This window comes from Nitrospira lenta (assembly GCF_900403705.1).
GTDB lineage: Bacteria > Nitrospirota > Nitrospiria > Nitrospirales > Nitrospiraceae > Nitrospira_D > Nitrospira_D lenta.
Genome location: NZ_OUNR01000012.1, coordinates 1 through 14,922 on the forward strand (window position 1 = coordinate 1; position 14,922 = coordinate 14,922).

Annotated in this window: 11 protein-coding genes and 1 tRNA gene; 6 read left to right on the forward strand and 6 right to left on the reverse strand. The window is 56.3% G+C overall.

Going from position 1 to position 14,922, the window contains the following annotated elements; translation table 11 throughout:
• Positions 1-69: 69 nt before the first annotated feature.
• On the reverse strand, positions 70-3,507 hold the full coding sequence (locus tag NITLEN_RS06355; protein WP_121988769.1) for a molybdopterin-dependent oxidoreductase: 3,438 nt from the start codon (positions 3,505-3,507) through the stop codon (positions 70-72).
• A gap of 555 nt (positions 3,508-4,062) precedes the next feature.
• Here NITLEN_RS06355 and NITLEN_RS06360 point away from each other — a divergent pair.
• A tRNA-Gly gene (locus NITLEN_RS06360) sits at positions 4,063-4,137 on the forward strand.
• Positions 4,138-4,217: 80 nt separating this feature from the next.
• Entirely contained in the window at positions 4,218-5,156 is a 939-nt protein-coding gene (locus NITLEN_RS06365) for a pyridoxal-phosphate dependent enzyme (RefSeq protein ID WP_121988770.1), read from the forward strand.
• A gap of 47 nt (positions 5,157-5,203) precedes the next feature.
• Here NITLEN_RS06365 and NITLEN_RS06370 read toward each other — a convergent pair whose 3' ends face one another.
• The 4 genes from NITLEN_RS06370 to NITLEN_RS06385 all read right to left on the reverse strand — a co-directional run bounded on the left by NITLEN_RS06370 (position 5,204) and on the right by NITLEN_RS06385 (position 10,784).
• Positions 5,204-7,396, reverse strand: a complete 2,193-nt coding sequence (locus NITLEN_RS06370; protein ID WP_181416682.1) for a transglutaminase TgpA family protein — start codon at positions 7,394-7,396, stop codon at positions 5,204-5,206.
• Positions 7,386-8,504: a DUF58 domain-containing protein gene (locus tag NITLEN_RS06375; RefSeq protein ID WP_121988772.1), complete on the reverse strand. Its 1,119-nt coding sequence runs from the start codon at positions 8,502-8,504 to the stop codon at positions 7,386-7,388. The genes NITLEN_RS06370 and NITLEN_RS06375 overlap by 11 nt, the downstream gene beginning before the upstream one ends.
• Before the next feature lie 39 nt (positions 8,505-8,543).
• Positions 8,544-9,485: an AAA family ATPase gene (locus tag NITLEN_RS06380; RefSeq protein WP_121988773.1), complete on the reverse strand. Its 942-nt coding sequence runs from the start codon at positions 9,483-9,485 to the stop codon at positions 8,544-8,546.
• A gap of 135 nt (positions 9,486-9,620) precedes the next feature.
• Entirely contained in the window at positions 9,621-10,784 is a 1,164-nt protein-coding gene (locus tag NITLEN_RS06385) for a hypothetical protein (protein ID WP_121988774.1), read from the reverse strand.
• Positions 10,785-11,072: 288 nt separating this feature from the next.
• Here NITLEN_RS06385 and NITLEN_RS06390 point away from each other — a divergent pair, with 288 nt between their 5' ends.
• From NITLEN_RS06390 to NITLEN_RS06400, 3 genes are all read left to right on the forward strand, one after another.
• Positions 11,073-12,077, forward strand: coding sequence for a ChaN family lipoprotein (locus NITLEN_RS06390; protein ID WP_181416683.1), 1,005 nt, complete (start codon positions 11,073-11,075; stop codon positions 12,075-12,077).
• Between the two features lie 101 nt (positions 12,078-12,178).
• Positions 12,179-13,099, forward strand: a complete 921-nt coding sequence (locus tag NITLEN_RS06395) for a hypothetical protein (protein ID WP_121988776.1) — start codon at positions 12,179-12,181, stop codon at positions 13,097-13,099.
• A gap of 119 nt (positions 13,100-13,218) precedes the next feature.
• Positions 13,219-13,413, forward strand: coding sequence for a hypothetical protein (locus tag NITLEN_RS06400; protein ID WP_121988777.1), 195 nt, complete (start codon positions 13,219-13,221; stop codon positions 13,411-13,413).
• A gap of 65 nt (positions 13,414-13,478) precedes the next feature.
• Here NITLEN_RS06400 and NITLEN_RS06405 read toward each other — a convergent pair whose 3' ends face one another.
• Entirely contained in the window at positions 13,479-14,045 is a 567-nt protein-coding gene (locus NITLEN_RS06405; protein WP_245924399.1) for an arylesterase, read from the reverse strand.
• A 198-nt stretch (positions 14,046-14,243) separates the two neighbouring features.
• Between NITLEN_RS06405 and NITLEN_RS06410 the strand changes: the two genes are divergently transcribed.
• On the forward strand, positions 14,244-14,921 hold the full coding sequence (locus NITLEN_RS06410; protein WP_121988779.1) for an ABC transporter ATP-binding protein: 678 nt from the start codon (positions 14,244-14,246) through the stop codon (positions 14,919-14,921).
• The last annotated feature ends 1 nt before the right edge of the window (position 14,922 follow it).

The window sequence follows — 14,922 nt, forward strand, 5'->3', positions numbered from 1 at the left end:
AGTCATGATCCGAATGTAGTGACTCATTGTTACTGACACATTTCCATTCAAGTTGTCCGACTCGCGGCCTTACACCTTGATCTTGATGTGTTCGCCCTTGAGCCACTTGATCATGAACTCGTTTTCCTGACCCGGCGTGAAGCCGGTCCGAACCGGTTCCCACGGACCGCGTGCCCCGATGCCGCCGTCTTCCGCCTTGGTGATGCGGATGAGACATTCCTTCGGGACCGTGTTGATCGCGTGGTGGTCGACCTGATAGCCCCACTTAAACTTCCAGGCAATCGCGTGCTTGCCCGGGAGTGAGTCGGTTTGGTGCATCGGCATCAACCAGTTCCGGGTAAAGGACTGTTGGGCCCCATACCGGAAGTTGGATTGATAGCCGGTGTCCACCGCGATGGCGCGTCCGTCCGGACGTGTCTCGTGGCCTTTCACCGACTTCGGCGTCGACACGTACGGGGCATGCTTTGCCATCGTGACGTGGTACGGATAGGAGGGGTTGTACTTCGCCCGGATCATCAACCGCGCCACCTTGTAGTACGGATCCGAGGGCTTCCAGCCGCGATACGGCCGGTCCACCGGGTTCCCGTCCACATAGACGTAGTCGCCGTCGTTGATGCCGCGGTCTTTCGCGGCCTGTGGGTTGATGTGCAACTGGTGTTCGCCGACCCCTGGCGTCCGCTTGTCCATGCGGTACGGATCGCCGAAGTTCGACTCATAGATCTGCACCCAGTCGTTCACCGACCACTGGCTGTGCACCCGATGCCGGGTCTTCGGGGTGACGCAGTAGAACTGGTACCCTTTTTCCCACAACGGGTTGCTGTGCCGCTTGATCTCGTGCCAGGACAGCTTGATGTTACGGACTGTCTTGTCATCGTGATGTTGCGCCGTGATCGGAATCCCGTAGTCATCCGGACGAACATAGGGGTTCGTCGTAAAGATGGCGTTGGGCAAGTACGGTGTCGCTTCCGGTCCCTCACGGTGAGAGATGAAGTTTTCGCCGTACTCGATGGCTTCCGGCTCAATACGATAGTTCTCGTACCGGCCGCTGCGGGTCCACATGGGCTTCGACTCGTTGGTCTCTTCCCAGAAGGGGTGCCGCGGATAAGTACGAACCATGACCATCCAGCCCTTTTCCGACTTCAGCATGACGTCTGCTGAGTAGCCGTAAAAGGTCGAGGAGGCATCGAGCATCCGCTGCGCATAGACGTCCACGCGGTTGGTATAGACCATCGCGAAGTAGTCCTTCATGCGCTTGTCGCCGGTCATCTCCGACAATTTCGCCGCCACGCCTGCGAAGGTATCGAGGTCGTTGCGCGTGTCGTACAAGGGACGAATCCCGCCCTTCCAAATCTGCACCCACGGATTGGACACCGTCACGGTCATTTCCGGATAGGTGAACTCCATCCAGGAGTTACAGGCAAAGGCGATATCGTTGTGGTTGACGTCCGAGGTCATCTCGATGTCCTGCGTGATCAGGGTCTCGATGTTCGGATCCACGTTGCGCACCATGTCGTAATGGTGTTTGGCGTTGTTGAGCACATTGACGTTGGTCACCCAACGGAACTTGCTCGGGGTCGGCATGTGGGTTTTCCCGGTGAAGACCTTCCGTCCATACTTGGGAGTATTGACGATCAAGGCGGTGTCGCCGTGGTTCCAATAACCGACCTCTTCGCCGTAGTAGTACGACTTGGTCTTGATTTCCTTCCCGTGCGCGTTCGGATCCGTCGTGATGTTGAACGGATCTTCACCGGTGTGCACGGCCAGACCAGCGCCGGACCAGGGGGTGGCGGTCCATGTTCCGGCTTTGTAGTTACCGGCCCATGTATGCTGTCCCGTTCCGAACTTACCGACGTTCCCGGTGATGATGAGCACCATCGCGGCACCGCGGGCGTTAATGGTCTGATGGAAATAGTGACAGGTACCTTCACCGTTGTGGATCGCGGCCGGCTTGATCGTGCCTGAGTCGCGAGCCCACCGGACGATGAGGTCCTTCGGAGTGCGGCAAATCTGATGCGTGGTATCCAGGTCGTAGTCCTGGAAGTGCACCAGGTACATCTGCCACACCGGCATCGCATCGATCTCACGACCGTTGAGCAGCTTCACACGGAACGTGCCGTTGAGGGCTGCATCGATACCGCTGTTCGTATAGTGCCATCCCACCTGTTCACGATGGAGAGGCACCGCCTGCTTCTTGTTGAGATCCCAAACCATCATACCGCCGAGCCGCTCGATCTGCTCCGGCTTCAACGATTGCATGCGGCCCGAGTAGCTCTTCGAGAAGTCGGGGAAGGCATAGTCCTTCACCACATCCCGCGGATCCAGATACTGGAGGGTGTCGGTACGCACCAGGATGGGCGCGTCGGTGAATGACTTCAAGAAGTCAATGTCGTGCATGTTTTCATCGACAATGATCTTCATCGCACCCAGGAAGAGGGCGCCGTCTGACTCCGGACGCAGCGGCATCCAGTAGTCGGCACGATAGGCGGTCGGATTGTATTCGGGCGTGATGACGACCACACGGGCGCCGCGCTCGATACATTCCAACTTCCAGTGCGCTTCCGGCATCTTGTTTTCGACGAAGTTCTTACCCCAGCTGGTGTTCAGCTTGGAGAAGCGCATGTCGGACAGGTCGATGTCGGAACCCTGCGCCCCGGACCACCAGGGGTGGGCGGGGTTCTGGTCGCCGTGCCAGGTGTAGTTCGACCAATACCGGCCGCCCTGCGCCTGTTCCGGGCTGACCTTCCGAATCCAGGTGTCCAACAACGCGTTGATACCACCGTTCATGCGGGTGTTGCCCATCTTACCGAGAATACCGAGCACCGGCATACCAGCGCGATGCTTGAAGCACCGGGTCCCTGCGCCCTTCATCATTTCGATCATTTCCGGAGCATAGCCCTGCTCGCGGAGACGACGCGCACCGGCCTCACCGCTATACCGCGTGGCAATGATCACCATCGCCTTGGCCGCATAGGTGAAGGCCGTATCCCAGGACACGCGGAGCATGTCGTCTAGGAAGCGACTGTCAAACTTGTATTTCCGCTTGGTGTCTGGCGTCAGCTCGGGGGAACCGTCGTCCATCCACGCCTTCCAGCCTTTCCGCATCAACGGACCCTTCAAACGATAGGGGCCGTACACGCGGCGATGGAAGGTGAACCCCTTCAAGCACATGCGCGGATTGTGCGCGAACGTGCCGCGGTTGCCGTAGAGGTCTTCATAGGTTTGGTGGTCGTAGTTCTGCTCGACGCGCATCACCACACCGTTCCGGACGAAGGCCCGAATACGGCAGGCATGCGTATCGTTCGGCGAACAACACCACGTAAAGGATGAATCGTACCGGTATTGGTCGTGATAGACACGCTCCCACGACCGATCCGGGTAGTCACCCAGCGGGTTCCCGACTTCGATGACCGGCTGCAGCGCGGTCAACGCCAGGACCTTGTCGGCCACCGCCACCGCGGCAACCGTTCCCGCAGAGACTTTCAAAAACTGTCTGCGTGACAAAAACATTGTGAACACCTCCTAAGTTGAGGGCTCAAAGAGCCCGCGTACCCTTTACTTCCGCACAGCTGAACTCCACCACCCCCCTTCCTGATGGACCTGCCAAGAACCCACCACCGCGCTTAGCTAAATCAAGCTCGTGATTCTTGATCTCGTTAGACATCTGGTGAATGTTCTTGGTCATAACGGTACTTCAGTATCGCAATATCCAAACCATTGCATTTGCGTAGAATCGCAACGGACAAAAATATACAAACTGTTGTTATATAAGAGCTATGTTATCTATTGCTGTGACAGGATCAACATTCAGCATCTGGCCATCAATGAGTAGTTCATGTACCAATGGCCCTAGTGTGGATAGCACATACTCGCAATACACCACATAAAAACAATGCGTTACATATTAATCAGGCGACCGATATCGTACGCTACCATTTAGTAACGACTTAGTCTCTTGTGGCCCAATTCATAAGCTGCCTGGTTCAACCAATTTATTGGAGTGAGCGGCTTGACAGTACATTCCTGTCTCAGTAGAATCCCCCCTCTTCTTGAGTCCTCTTGAGAGCGGGAATAGCTCAGTGGTAGAGCATCGCCTTGCCAAGGCGAGGGTCGAGGGTTCAAATCCCTTTTCCCGCTCCATATAGTTCTGGAAATTCTTCCACCCTTCCTGATTGAGTTCGACTCTTGGTCTCCATGTTCGTATTCTTCCGGTAAGACCTATGGGCATTGAGGTCTTTTTCGAAGATATCTTGCGAGCAAGAGAAACGCTCCACAACGTCTCTCTCATCACACCAGTCAAGACAAGTGTAGCGCTTGATGATGTAACGTCCGCCACTGTCTTTCTGAAATGCGAGACAGCCCAACGGACAGGGTCTTTCAAGTTTCGCGGCGCCTACAACGCAGCCTCCCAAGTAACAGCAAAGGGATCAGGTCGGACCGTTGCCACCATTTCATCCGGAAACCACGGACAAGGCCTTGCCCTAGCAGCCTCGTTACTTCACCTTTCCGCATATGTGATTGTCCCGAAGCCGTACGTACCGAGAAAGCGGCTGGCTATCGCTCAACATGGCGCTCACGTGATCGTGGTCGAAGATCGTGCGGCTGCAGAACAGGCTTTGCATGACACCCTTGCGCAGGAGCACGCCCGGCAGATCCATGCATTCAATGATCCTCAAGTGATTGCAGGCCAAGGAACTATCATGCTGGAGCTGCTTCAGCAGGTCAGCCATCTGGATGTCGTGCTGGCACCGGTTGGGGGAGGGGGACTTTTATCAGGCCTATGCGTAGCAGCTCATCATCTGAATCCACACTTATTGCTGTATGCCTGCGAGCCGCTCGGCGCGGCAGATGCTATTGAGTCGCTTCGTCGGAATGAAGTCCTTCCCATGATCAACCCCTGCACATTGGCAGATGGCCTTCGAACCAGCCTTGGCAGCAGGACGCTCCCCATCTTGAAGCAGCATCTCACGGACGTGCTTCTGGTCTCAGAGGAAGAAATCCTGACGGCGATGCAGTTCGCACAAGAGAAACTCCAGCTGGAAATAGAACCCTCTAGCGCCGTAGCCCTAGCTCCTCTGCTGCGACGAGAACCAGCGCTGGTCGGCCGGCGGGTTGGGGTGATTCTGACCGGAGGAAATGTGGATCTGGATTCATTCTAGCCATCCGTCACACGGACCTGAAATCGTTCACCCGATGTGCCAGGCTGCTATCTTGATGGAGGATCGAGCAGTGTCAGCTGCCTCAAGCTCTGATAGGCCAAACCGATCTCTTGCTGGGTTAGAATCACCTTCCCGAATCGTCCTCGGCAATACAACTCCGTGACCGTCGATACGGATTCAGCCGCGGCTGCCCACTGATTCCCCACAACCAGCATGAACTCTCTCGGAGTCGTAGGCTCCGCCTTGACGATACCGTAGCGGGCGACCTGTTTTAGGACATTACGATAAATCTGCGTAATGACGACATGCTCTCCATGATTCGTGCCAGAAGGCCTCCACCGGTTCCATGGTTTTCGCTGCACCAGCCATATCACCAAGCCCAGTCCGAGCGCGATACAGCTCAGAAATCCTACCGTGAGGCGCACGTTTCCTTCGACGGCACGACTGAGAAGCTTGCCTGCAAAATCACCTGCCGGCGCCAATAGAGAAGACAACGAGCTCCAGGCTCGATCACGAACTACCGTCGTTCCTTCCTTGAGGCCCCGCACCACCGCCAACTGATCGGCTGCGTTGTACTGGACAAAGAAGCGGTTCCAGCGTAGACGGAGCGTATCGATCATCCGGCTCGCGGCAAACCACTGTGAGTCTCCGACCGTCTCGCTCACGGCCGGAGTCGGATCCATCGTAACCCAGCCGGAATGGGGTAAATGGACCTCGACCCACGCATGGGCGTCTCGCTGCCGCACCAGATAGTAGTTGCCATACTCGTTCCATTCGGTCGCAAGAAATCCTGTGACCAACCGTGCAGGTACCCCCACGTTGCGTAACAACACCACCATGGCTGTCGCATAATGTTCACAGTATCCGGTTTTCCGCTCAAACAGAAACTCTTCAAGTGGACGCGTTTGCACAGCAGAAGAAATGTCGAGGCTGTATCGATAATTTTTGGAAAGGTACGCCTCAATCGCCTGCGCCTTCTCATAGGCGCTCGTTTTCGATCGCGTGATCTCTTGGGCCAGCTCCCTGACGCGCTCGGATGATTCTGGAAGTTGCAAAAAATGCTGCGTGAACAGCTCGGTATATACGGCAGGCTGAAATTGAAGATCGGCAGGCGCAACCGGCGTGGGCCGAGAATGCACGGTATACTCGAGACGCGCTGAGGCTGGGAACGGGAGATAGATCGCACCGGTCGGATCGGACTGAATCGCCAGGAATTGTCCGCTGATAGATTCAGGATTGGGAGCAGCAAAGAGTACGGCCGTATCGAGTGCTTCGAGCAGAATCGTTTGGCGAATAACCTGGCCTAGCGGACGGGGCGAACGCGAAGAAATGTGCCGCACCGTAAACGTCCCAGCCGGCGATTCAGCCAGCGACCGGCGATGTGACAAACGAGTGGTCCACGACTTGCCGTCGTATCGGTCGTACGCCATGCCCCGCAAATAGAACCGGTCCATCTGCAGCCCGGTCCGATCCGGGAGTTCCACCCGCATCACAATACCCGGATCCCGCTTGATGGGACCGATCATGCCGAGATCGACAGTTTCGGAAAACCCTGATGTGCGAAGACCTTCTCCGGACCCTTTTTGACCGAACCCGGCACTGACACGGGGAATCGTAAAGAAGATCAGTACAGTGAGACACAAGGCACCGACAGCGAGGCCGTTTGCCAGCCAGAATAATTCCGGGGTGATCTGCTGCCGTCCTCTGGGAATTGTCGTCGACTCTTTAGGAAGACTTGGGGGACTGCCCCCCGCATCTGATTCCTTGGTGAGCTGATACAGCAACAGTGTCCAGACTCCCATCAGAAGATAGGCAAGAAACACCGGCAGGTACCACAGATCCGTGGTCGAGGCGGCAGATCCAAGAATTGCCATGAGACTGATCGCGTAGAGATGCAGATAGTCACGCCGCTGATCCAAGTTAAACAGCTTGATGACCATCAGAATCATGAGAAAGTGCACACCGGCAGCGAGCAGGTCTGCGGAAATCCACAACACATCGACCCAGAACCCGGCAAACGCCAGCACGGTCAGAATATTCCAGGCCGTGGTCGATAATCGGATGCGATCAAACGCGCGGCGAAATTGCCCCACACCAAGAGCTCGAAGGAGGGTGACGATCAGAGCGGTACCTGTGAGAAGCACCAACCATTCCGGCAAACTCCGCCCAAGCGCCAGTCCGATAAACGCAGCGGCGGCAAGTAACACGGACGACAACTGTAACGCCTGATTAAACGGCATGCAGCCTACCCTGAAGTACTGACTCCGACACAATGCCATCGGGTTTCACCCCGTGGAAGACTGTTCTCGCCTCACCCCACGGCACAAGCAGAATGGTGGCTCCCCCTTCAGGATCATACGAAACATCGCCAGAGGGTGGCTGACTTTCCAGTCCATCGGGATGCCGGCGTTCACAGAGGGCCAAGGTTTCCATGAGGCCCAAGAGATGGGCCTCACCTTGGCCAAACGGCGAGGACACCTCTCCGACAACCAGTCGAACCTGATATCCCCTAGCCCCAAGATCCTGCACCATCGATGCGGTGAGTGAAACGGCTTCTTCAAACAATTGCTCATGGCTGGGAGGCGCGAGGAGCGAGAGCATGAGCGTGACCCGCCGCTGATCTTCCGCCTCCGTTTCCCGAACCATGAGCTTGGACGTACGGGCCGTGGAGAGCCAATGAATCGACCGTGAATCGTCACCCGCGTGGTATTGACGGAGATTATAGAGATCGCTTCCGTGTCCTTTTCTCGACAGGCTCATATCCTGACCGAACAAGGCCACGTCCCGTAGAAACGTACGCTCAAGCGGTCGAACGATCGGAGCCACCACAATTGATCCATCGAGAGGGTAGTACGCCTTTTTGTGGAAAAGGCCGAACGGAAACGATGTCCCGACACGAACTCCGTCGAAACGTAACCGCCCGCGCCTGGTCGCAATGAAGGGGTAGGACAAGATCTGGCTAGCTCCGGGCATCAATTGCCACAGGGTGAAGCCGCGATCGAAATCCTGCTTGCCCGTCACATCCCAGAGATGCAGAGAAAAGCTCGGGAGACGTGATTTGCGGTTGGCCACCACCACCGTCGCGGTCACCGGTTCGCCGGCATACACAAGATCGGGAAGGTGCCGGTGAAATTCCAATCGGCGAAGGCAATACTCGGCCATGATGCCGGACATCAGGATGATGCTCAGCATCATAGCCAGGAGCAGGTAGAACAAATTGTTACCGGTATTGATCGCGGCGACTGCAACCGCCAGGGTGAAAAAGAGAAACCGCGTGCCTTCCGTCGTGACCCGAGTCGAGCGATGGCGCAAGAAATGGCTGAACAGACGGCGCACGCTGGTGAGCATATCAGCAGTATTCCGATGGAGCGGGAATGCACGTCGTTGCTAGACGGGAACGGGAACGGATTCGACGAGATCCTGAATAATCTGCTCCGACTGTTCAAAGCTGCGATGGCGCAAGCCCTGCGACCGGCTCACCATGATGCGATGAGACAGCACCGCAGGAGCCAGCTCTTTAATGTCATCCGGCAAGCAATAGGCTCGCCCCCTGACAAACGCAAGCGCTTTGGCCGCTCGACAGAGCGCCAATGCCCCACGCGTACTGACTCCGAGCGACAACAAATCCGACTGTCTGGTGGCCAGCACGATCGCCAGCAGATACTCCATCAGACTCTCTTCCATCAGCACATCGTCGACCTGCTGTTGCAGCGCGAGCACATCTTGAGCGGTGGCGACCGGCTGAAGCGCCTCTGCAGGATGAAGCGATTGCGGCCGCTCCAGCACCTTGCGCTCTTCTTCAGGCGACGGATAGCCGATCTGCACACGCATCAAGAACCGGTCGAGCTGGGATTCCGGCAAGGGAAAGGTGCCGTGATACTCAGCGGGATTTTGGGTGGCAATGACCATAAAGGGTTGATGAAGGGGACAGGTCTGATTGTCGACCGAGATCTGAGCCTCACTCATGGCCTCCAGCAAGCTACTTTGGGTCTTGGGCGTCGTGCGATTGATCTCGTCGGCCAGCACGATATTCGCGAAGATCGGTCCCGGCACAAATTCAAATCCCTGCTTTTGCCGATTGAAGATGGACACACCGACAATATCGGACGGAAGCAGATCGCTGGTAAATTGGATGCGTTTGAATGAACAGTCCAGCGAGCGGGCTAGACTATGAGCCAACGTCGTTTTCCCGACCCCTGGCACATCTTCGAGCAACAAATGGCCGCGAGCTAGGAGCGACACGACGGCCAGCTCAATGACCCTGGATTTGCCTTTGATGACGCGGGCAATATTTTCCTGAATAGAGGACACGAGTTGCGTGGATTTCATAGGATTGCGTAGCCGTTCCTATTGAGATGAAAGTTCTGGCAAGACACGACGAAAGTCTAACAAAGGGTCTACAGACGGTCAATTTTTCATCGGTATCTTGCGAGGGAGTGACTACACACACCCACGGAGACGTGGCTAGGGCCGCCGATCTTCCGGGACGAGCGTCAGGAACCAGGGGGGACTTTCTTCGCGCATATGCATAAATTGACGAGCCGTACTACTGGCAGGAACCCCGGGGAACACGGCTCCTCGGCGAATCCACACATCCCGAAAACCATATGTAGGTTGGGCCGTCTGGATCAGCGCACTCGCGGGAAGACAAGAGCGCAGAACGCCGAGTTGGGCGAGTGAGACGACATCCCCCACTTTCAATTGCATCAGATGTTGATAGATAGCACCGAAGACGACGGGAAGATTTTCCTGATTGAACGGCTGATTCTGGGGACGGTAGCGGGCATCTTCGAGCAATTGCGCGAGTATTTCCCAGAATACCTGGGAGTCTACCGCACCCAAGACCCCAACCAGCCCGCGGCGGGCCATGAGGTTCAGCAGGGCCACTGGTCCGCGAATGTCAAATTTCCAAGAGGGAAAGATCAGGGCCCGCTCCCCATGTTGCACTTCAAGAGCTGACTCGCCCTCATAGCGCACGTGCCGAAAGGCACCTTTACTCCGCCGGAGATCTTCCTGGATGACCGCCTCAGAGAGCCGCGTCGGCTCATAGGCAAACGTCGGGGTGGCAGGGGCCCAGCAGGTGACCAGCGTATACCGCGCCGCCAGATGACCGGATTCATCCAGTTCGTGAAGGTCGAACATGTCCTGATTGCCGTAAAAGCGAAAGGCCAGGCCCGGTCTCGCTTGGAGTTGGGCAATCCGGTCTCGTCCAGGATGCAATGGCCCACCTAATTTCGAGCGCGGATCCAGACGATCCACCGCATGCAGGACCAGCTCTCGCTGATGCGTGAGGAGCAGAGGACCGTAGTGATCGACGAGTTCGCCGGCAAATGAAAGATCGCCGGCGCCCAGATCGAGCACGGTGGCAACAGGCGTCGCGAGCAAGAGATCGAACGGATTGGGCAACGATTGAAGCGCGCGCGCCACCTCTTCACTGGGAAGATCTGCGGTGGGCCATTTCGAAGCTCGGCCCTCAACGAGACCAAAATAGAGGCACAGCGAACGGAATGCTTTAGACGGCGGGTATCCGGTCAGAGCTTTGAGTGCAGCGCCGTCAAGATCTTGGACTCGGCGAGCCTGGTCCTGGCCCAACACACGAGCCAGCGCGGCCTTTACCTGAAGTGGCACTGAAGCCGCCTGAGAGTGCTGAACCAATTGTCCCAAAATCGACGGGAATACAGCGGGCTCAAGAAGACGCCTAGAATCCTCCCACTTTTGTTCAGATTCGCCAATAGCACGATTTACGGCTCGACGAAACTCTGCAAAGATGTCGCTCTCAGACATAGTCAGTACCGGGGATGCATCTCGTAACAGACTGGTCAAGCTCGCTCAGGAGAGGGGAGGATAGTGGTCCAGCTCTTCTTCCGTCAAGACAACAGACTTGTTGCAACAGACGTGCTGTGTTAGGAGATGCCTATGACTCCTCTCTTTGTGCACCGGCTGACAATCTCTCGCATCCTTCCTCTTTTCCTCTTGGTCATCGGACAACTTCTCATCGCAGCCTGTGCCGGCAACACATCTACGATTCCTGCAAATTCCCCTGTCGCATCCTGGCAAGCAGGCCGCGTGATCGATGTAAAAACTGGGCAATCCATCGACCTCCCAACATTTCTCACGACACTCACGCATTATGACATCGTGTATCTGGGGGAAGAGCACTACAACCAACACCATATAGAGGCTGCTCTCACTGTTCTACAAACGCTGCTGACCAACGGCCGCCATCCGGTACTCACGATGGAGATGTTCGGATGGGACGGGCAACCCGCTCTGGATACATACCTCGCCACACCCGGACAGGACCGGCAGATGTTTCTTGATCACAGCCACTGGAAGCAGAATTGGGGTGGTGCCTTTGATAACTACGAGCCATTGGTGAATTTTTCCCGTGAGCACCAGCTGACACTCCGGGCCATGAATCCGCCCAAACCGCTGATCCGCCAGGTCGTGAGCGTGGGGCTCGATGATGCTCGGAAGGGACGGGACTGGGTTGAATGGGGAATGGACCACGAGGCCATCGTCGATGACCAGGCCTACCGCGCCAGGATTCTAGATCAGCTAAAACGCTGCCATGGAGGGGGAAGCGACGAAGACTATGCCAGGATGTACGAAGCGTCCATGGTGCGCGACGAAGGGATGGCCAAAACGGTGACGGCGGCACTTCTCACCGCTCGCCAAAAGCCGCAAGACCAGACTGCAATTCTCAGTTACACGGGTGGGGGACATATCCAGTTTAATCTGCCGATCCCAAAACGAGTCGCTCGTCGCATGGGCGGGCGCGTCTCACAAGCAACGGTGTATCTCGCCTCCTTCGATCACACACGCGTTGAAGATATCCAAGATCTCGTACACGACGGCATCGCAGATTATGTATGGCTCACACCCATCAGCCAGCAGGGTCCCCCACAGCGCTGCAAGTAGACCGTTCCCCTTCGCACTTCGCACTCCTGAACAGAACCGCTCACTGCTTGACAGTGTTGAACCAGCGAGGCAGACTACCTCTATATTGAGGGTCACACTCCATGGCAACCATGAAAAATAAAATTCCCTGCAGCGCCGATCGACTCGGGCTTCTGGACCCCCAGATGATCAAGGCTGTGGTTGAGATCTCCGCCTTTCAAATCGGCCATCAATACTTGTCCGAAAATCGGGTGCGCATCGTGGAAGCCGATGATGCGCAAATTTCTTCTGCGGTGATCGGAAACTCCGGGCTCTATGAACAAACCATCCGGTTGAAAGACGGGCATTTAATTTCAAAATGTTCCTGCACCCTTCCCGAAGAACCGATTTGCCGCCACTGTATCGCGGTCTTACTCGAATACCATCGGTGGTCCCAACCGCGGCAATCCCGGAAATCAAAAGATACTCCGCGAGACGTCAAGGCAACCACGCAACCTGAACCTCAGAGTAATGGAAACGGGGCACCGACTATGGGCCAGAGTTCCTCCGCCGACGTCAAGCTCAGTGAAGTCATGGTGTTTGTGGAGTGGCTGCAACCCGCGATCAAAGCCATCGAGCAGGCCCAATCGATGCCGCTACCTCCCCCCATCGCTCCAGGGGAGGTTTCGAACTGGATCCAGACCATCCGAAATCTTGAGGACCGTCGCCGGGATAGCGAAGAAGTCCAGCTGAAACTGGAATCCGACATGCGAGATCGAGAAGCCTATGTGGCCCGATTGAGCCAGCAACTCCAGGCTTCTACCGCGGAAGCGAAGACGGCTCAGGCAACCTCGCAAGCGCTCCAGCAAGAACTCGCAACCTACAAAGTCGCCTTGAGCAAAGTCGCTGAACTTTCAGGGGAAGTCAGCCGCTACGATGGTCAGCTGAAATCTATGGCGCAGGATTTTTCCAGCAAGGGAAATCAGCTGGATCGATTGGCTGGCTCTTGCAAGCAGGTCGCCGAAGCCCTCAACGCCATCACGAAGCAAACGGCCCCACGGTAACGTCGTTCATACAAATAGCCGATCTTCTGCCTCCCAAACTTATGGAGGGGGATCTTGCACAGCCCCATTCTATTTTTGTAGAATGCGGTCCTCATTTTCGATATACCCTTGAGGGAGGAATGATGATGAAGAGACTATTGGAAACAGGAAGCATGGCTCTTGCGGTCGTACTCACGGTCGCGCCGCAGGTCTTGGCGAATGAAGCGCATGGTGAGGGTCCCCCGGATTACAGCGGCATCACCGGGTTGTACTATGTCATGATCGGGGGAATTTTGGCGTACGGCGTGTACGACACATTCCTGAAGAAGTCGTAACCTATCCCTAGTACGGACTGATTGAGATAGACTCCTGCCCGGCTGAGAAATCAACGGGCGGGAGTTTATTGTTTCGCCCCATTGCGCATCTTCTCCCTCCCCTTCAGAACTGGCTGCAATCTTCCAAGCATCATTTCTACAATCGCGCGATAGCCATGGGCCGTCGGGTGGATGCCATCGGCTTGATTGAGCGTATTGGAGGCCGCCACTCCTTCCAAAAAAAACGGGATGAGCGGCAGGCGGTAGCGTGTCGCCAGGTCAGGGTATAGGCGCTCGAATGCTGACAGATAGTCATGGCCGTAGTTAGGCGGGAGCTTCATCCCGGCCAAAATCACTTGCGTGCCGGATTGCTGCAGCTGCTGAATGATGCGCTCAAGATTGGCTTTCGTCTCTTCTACCCGCAGTCCCCTCAGGCCATCATTGGCTCCCAGTTCAAGGATCACGATTTCAGGTTTACTCCGCAAAATCCACGGCACACGGCGCAGACCACCCGCCGTCGTCTCTCCGCTCACTCCAGCGTTGATGACCCGATATCGCAGCCCGAGCGCATCCAACCGCCGCTGTAGCTCTGCCGGATAGGTCTCATCTGCGGCAACGCCGAGCCCAGCCGTGAGACTGTCACCAAAGGCCACGATCCTCGGCCGATCATCGACCGATGAGGCTCCCGCAGCCAAAACGACCGCACGCTCGCCTGAAAGTCCTGTTAGCAGAAGCCATCCGACATACGCGGCTATTCTAAGCGTTCGCAATTTCGACCGACGCTCCATAATCGATACAGTATAATACCATCTTGCGGTCTGTCCTGAGCTGAAGGGAGGAAGAACCGACCCATGATATCCGTCACGAAACTTTCAATGAGTCTGGCAGCCGGAGGGCGAGCGGTTCCCATTCTGGACGACATCACGCTGGAGATTCCCGACAAGCAGATGATCGCGATCGTCGGAGCATCCGGAAGCGGAAAGTCGACGCTCCTCGGATTGATGGCCGGTCTCGATCGTCCAACTACAGGATCGATCACGTTAGATGGGACTGAGTTAACGACGATGTCCGAAAGCGCGCTCGCCAAGTTCCGACGCGCGAAGATCGGCTACATTTTTCAATCATTCCATCTCATTCCCACGCTCACCGCTCGGGAGAATGTCGCCGCTCCCCTCGAACTGAGCGGCGAGCAGGACGGCCAGGTGCGCGCGGCTGAACTATTAGCTTCCGTGGGACTGGCCGACCGCCTCGATCATTATCCCGTGCAGCTATCCGGTGGCGAGCAGCAGCGTGTCGCGGTCGCCCGAGCCTTTGCCTGCCGTCCACCATTTTTATTTGCCGATGAACCGACCGGCAATTTGGACAGCACGACGGGAATCCAGGTGGTCAATCTCCTCCTGAACATGCATCGAGATTTTGGCACTACCCTGGTCCTTGTCACTCACGATCAACACCTGGCCGGTCGAATGCAACGAGTCGTCGCCCTGCGCGATGGCCGCATCGAGTCAGACCAATTGACGGGTTCCTGAC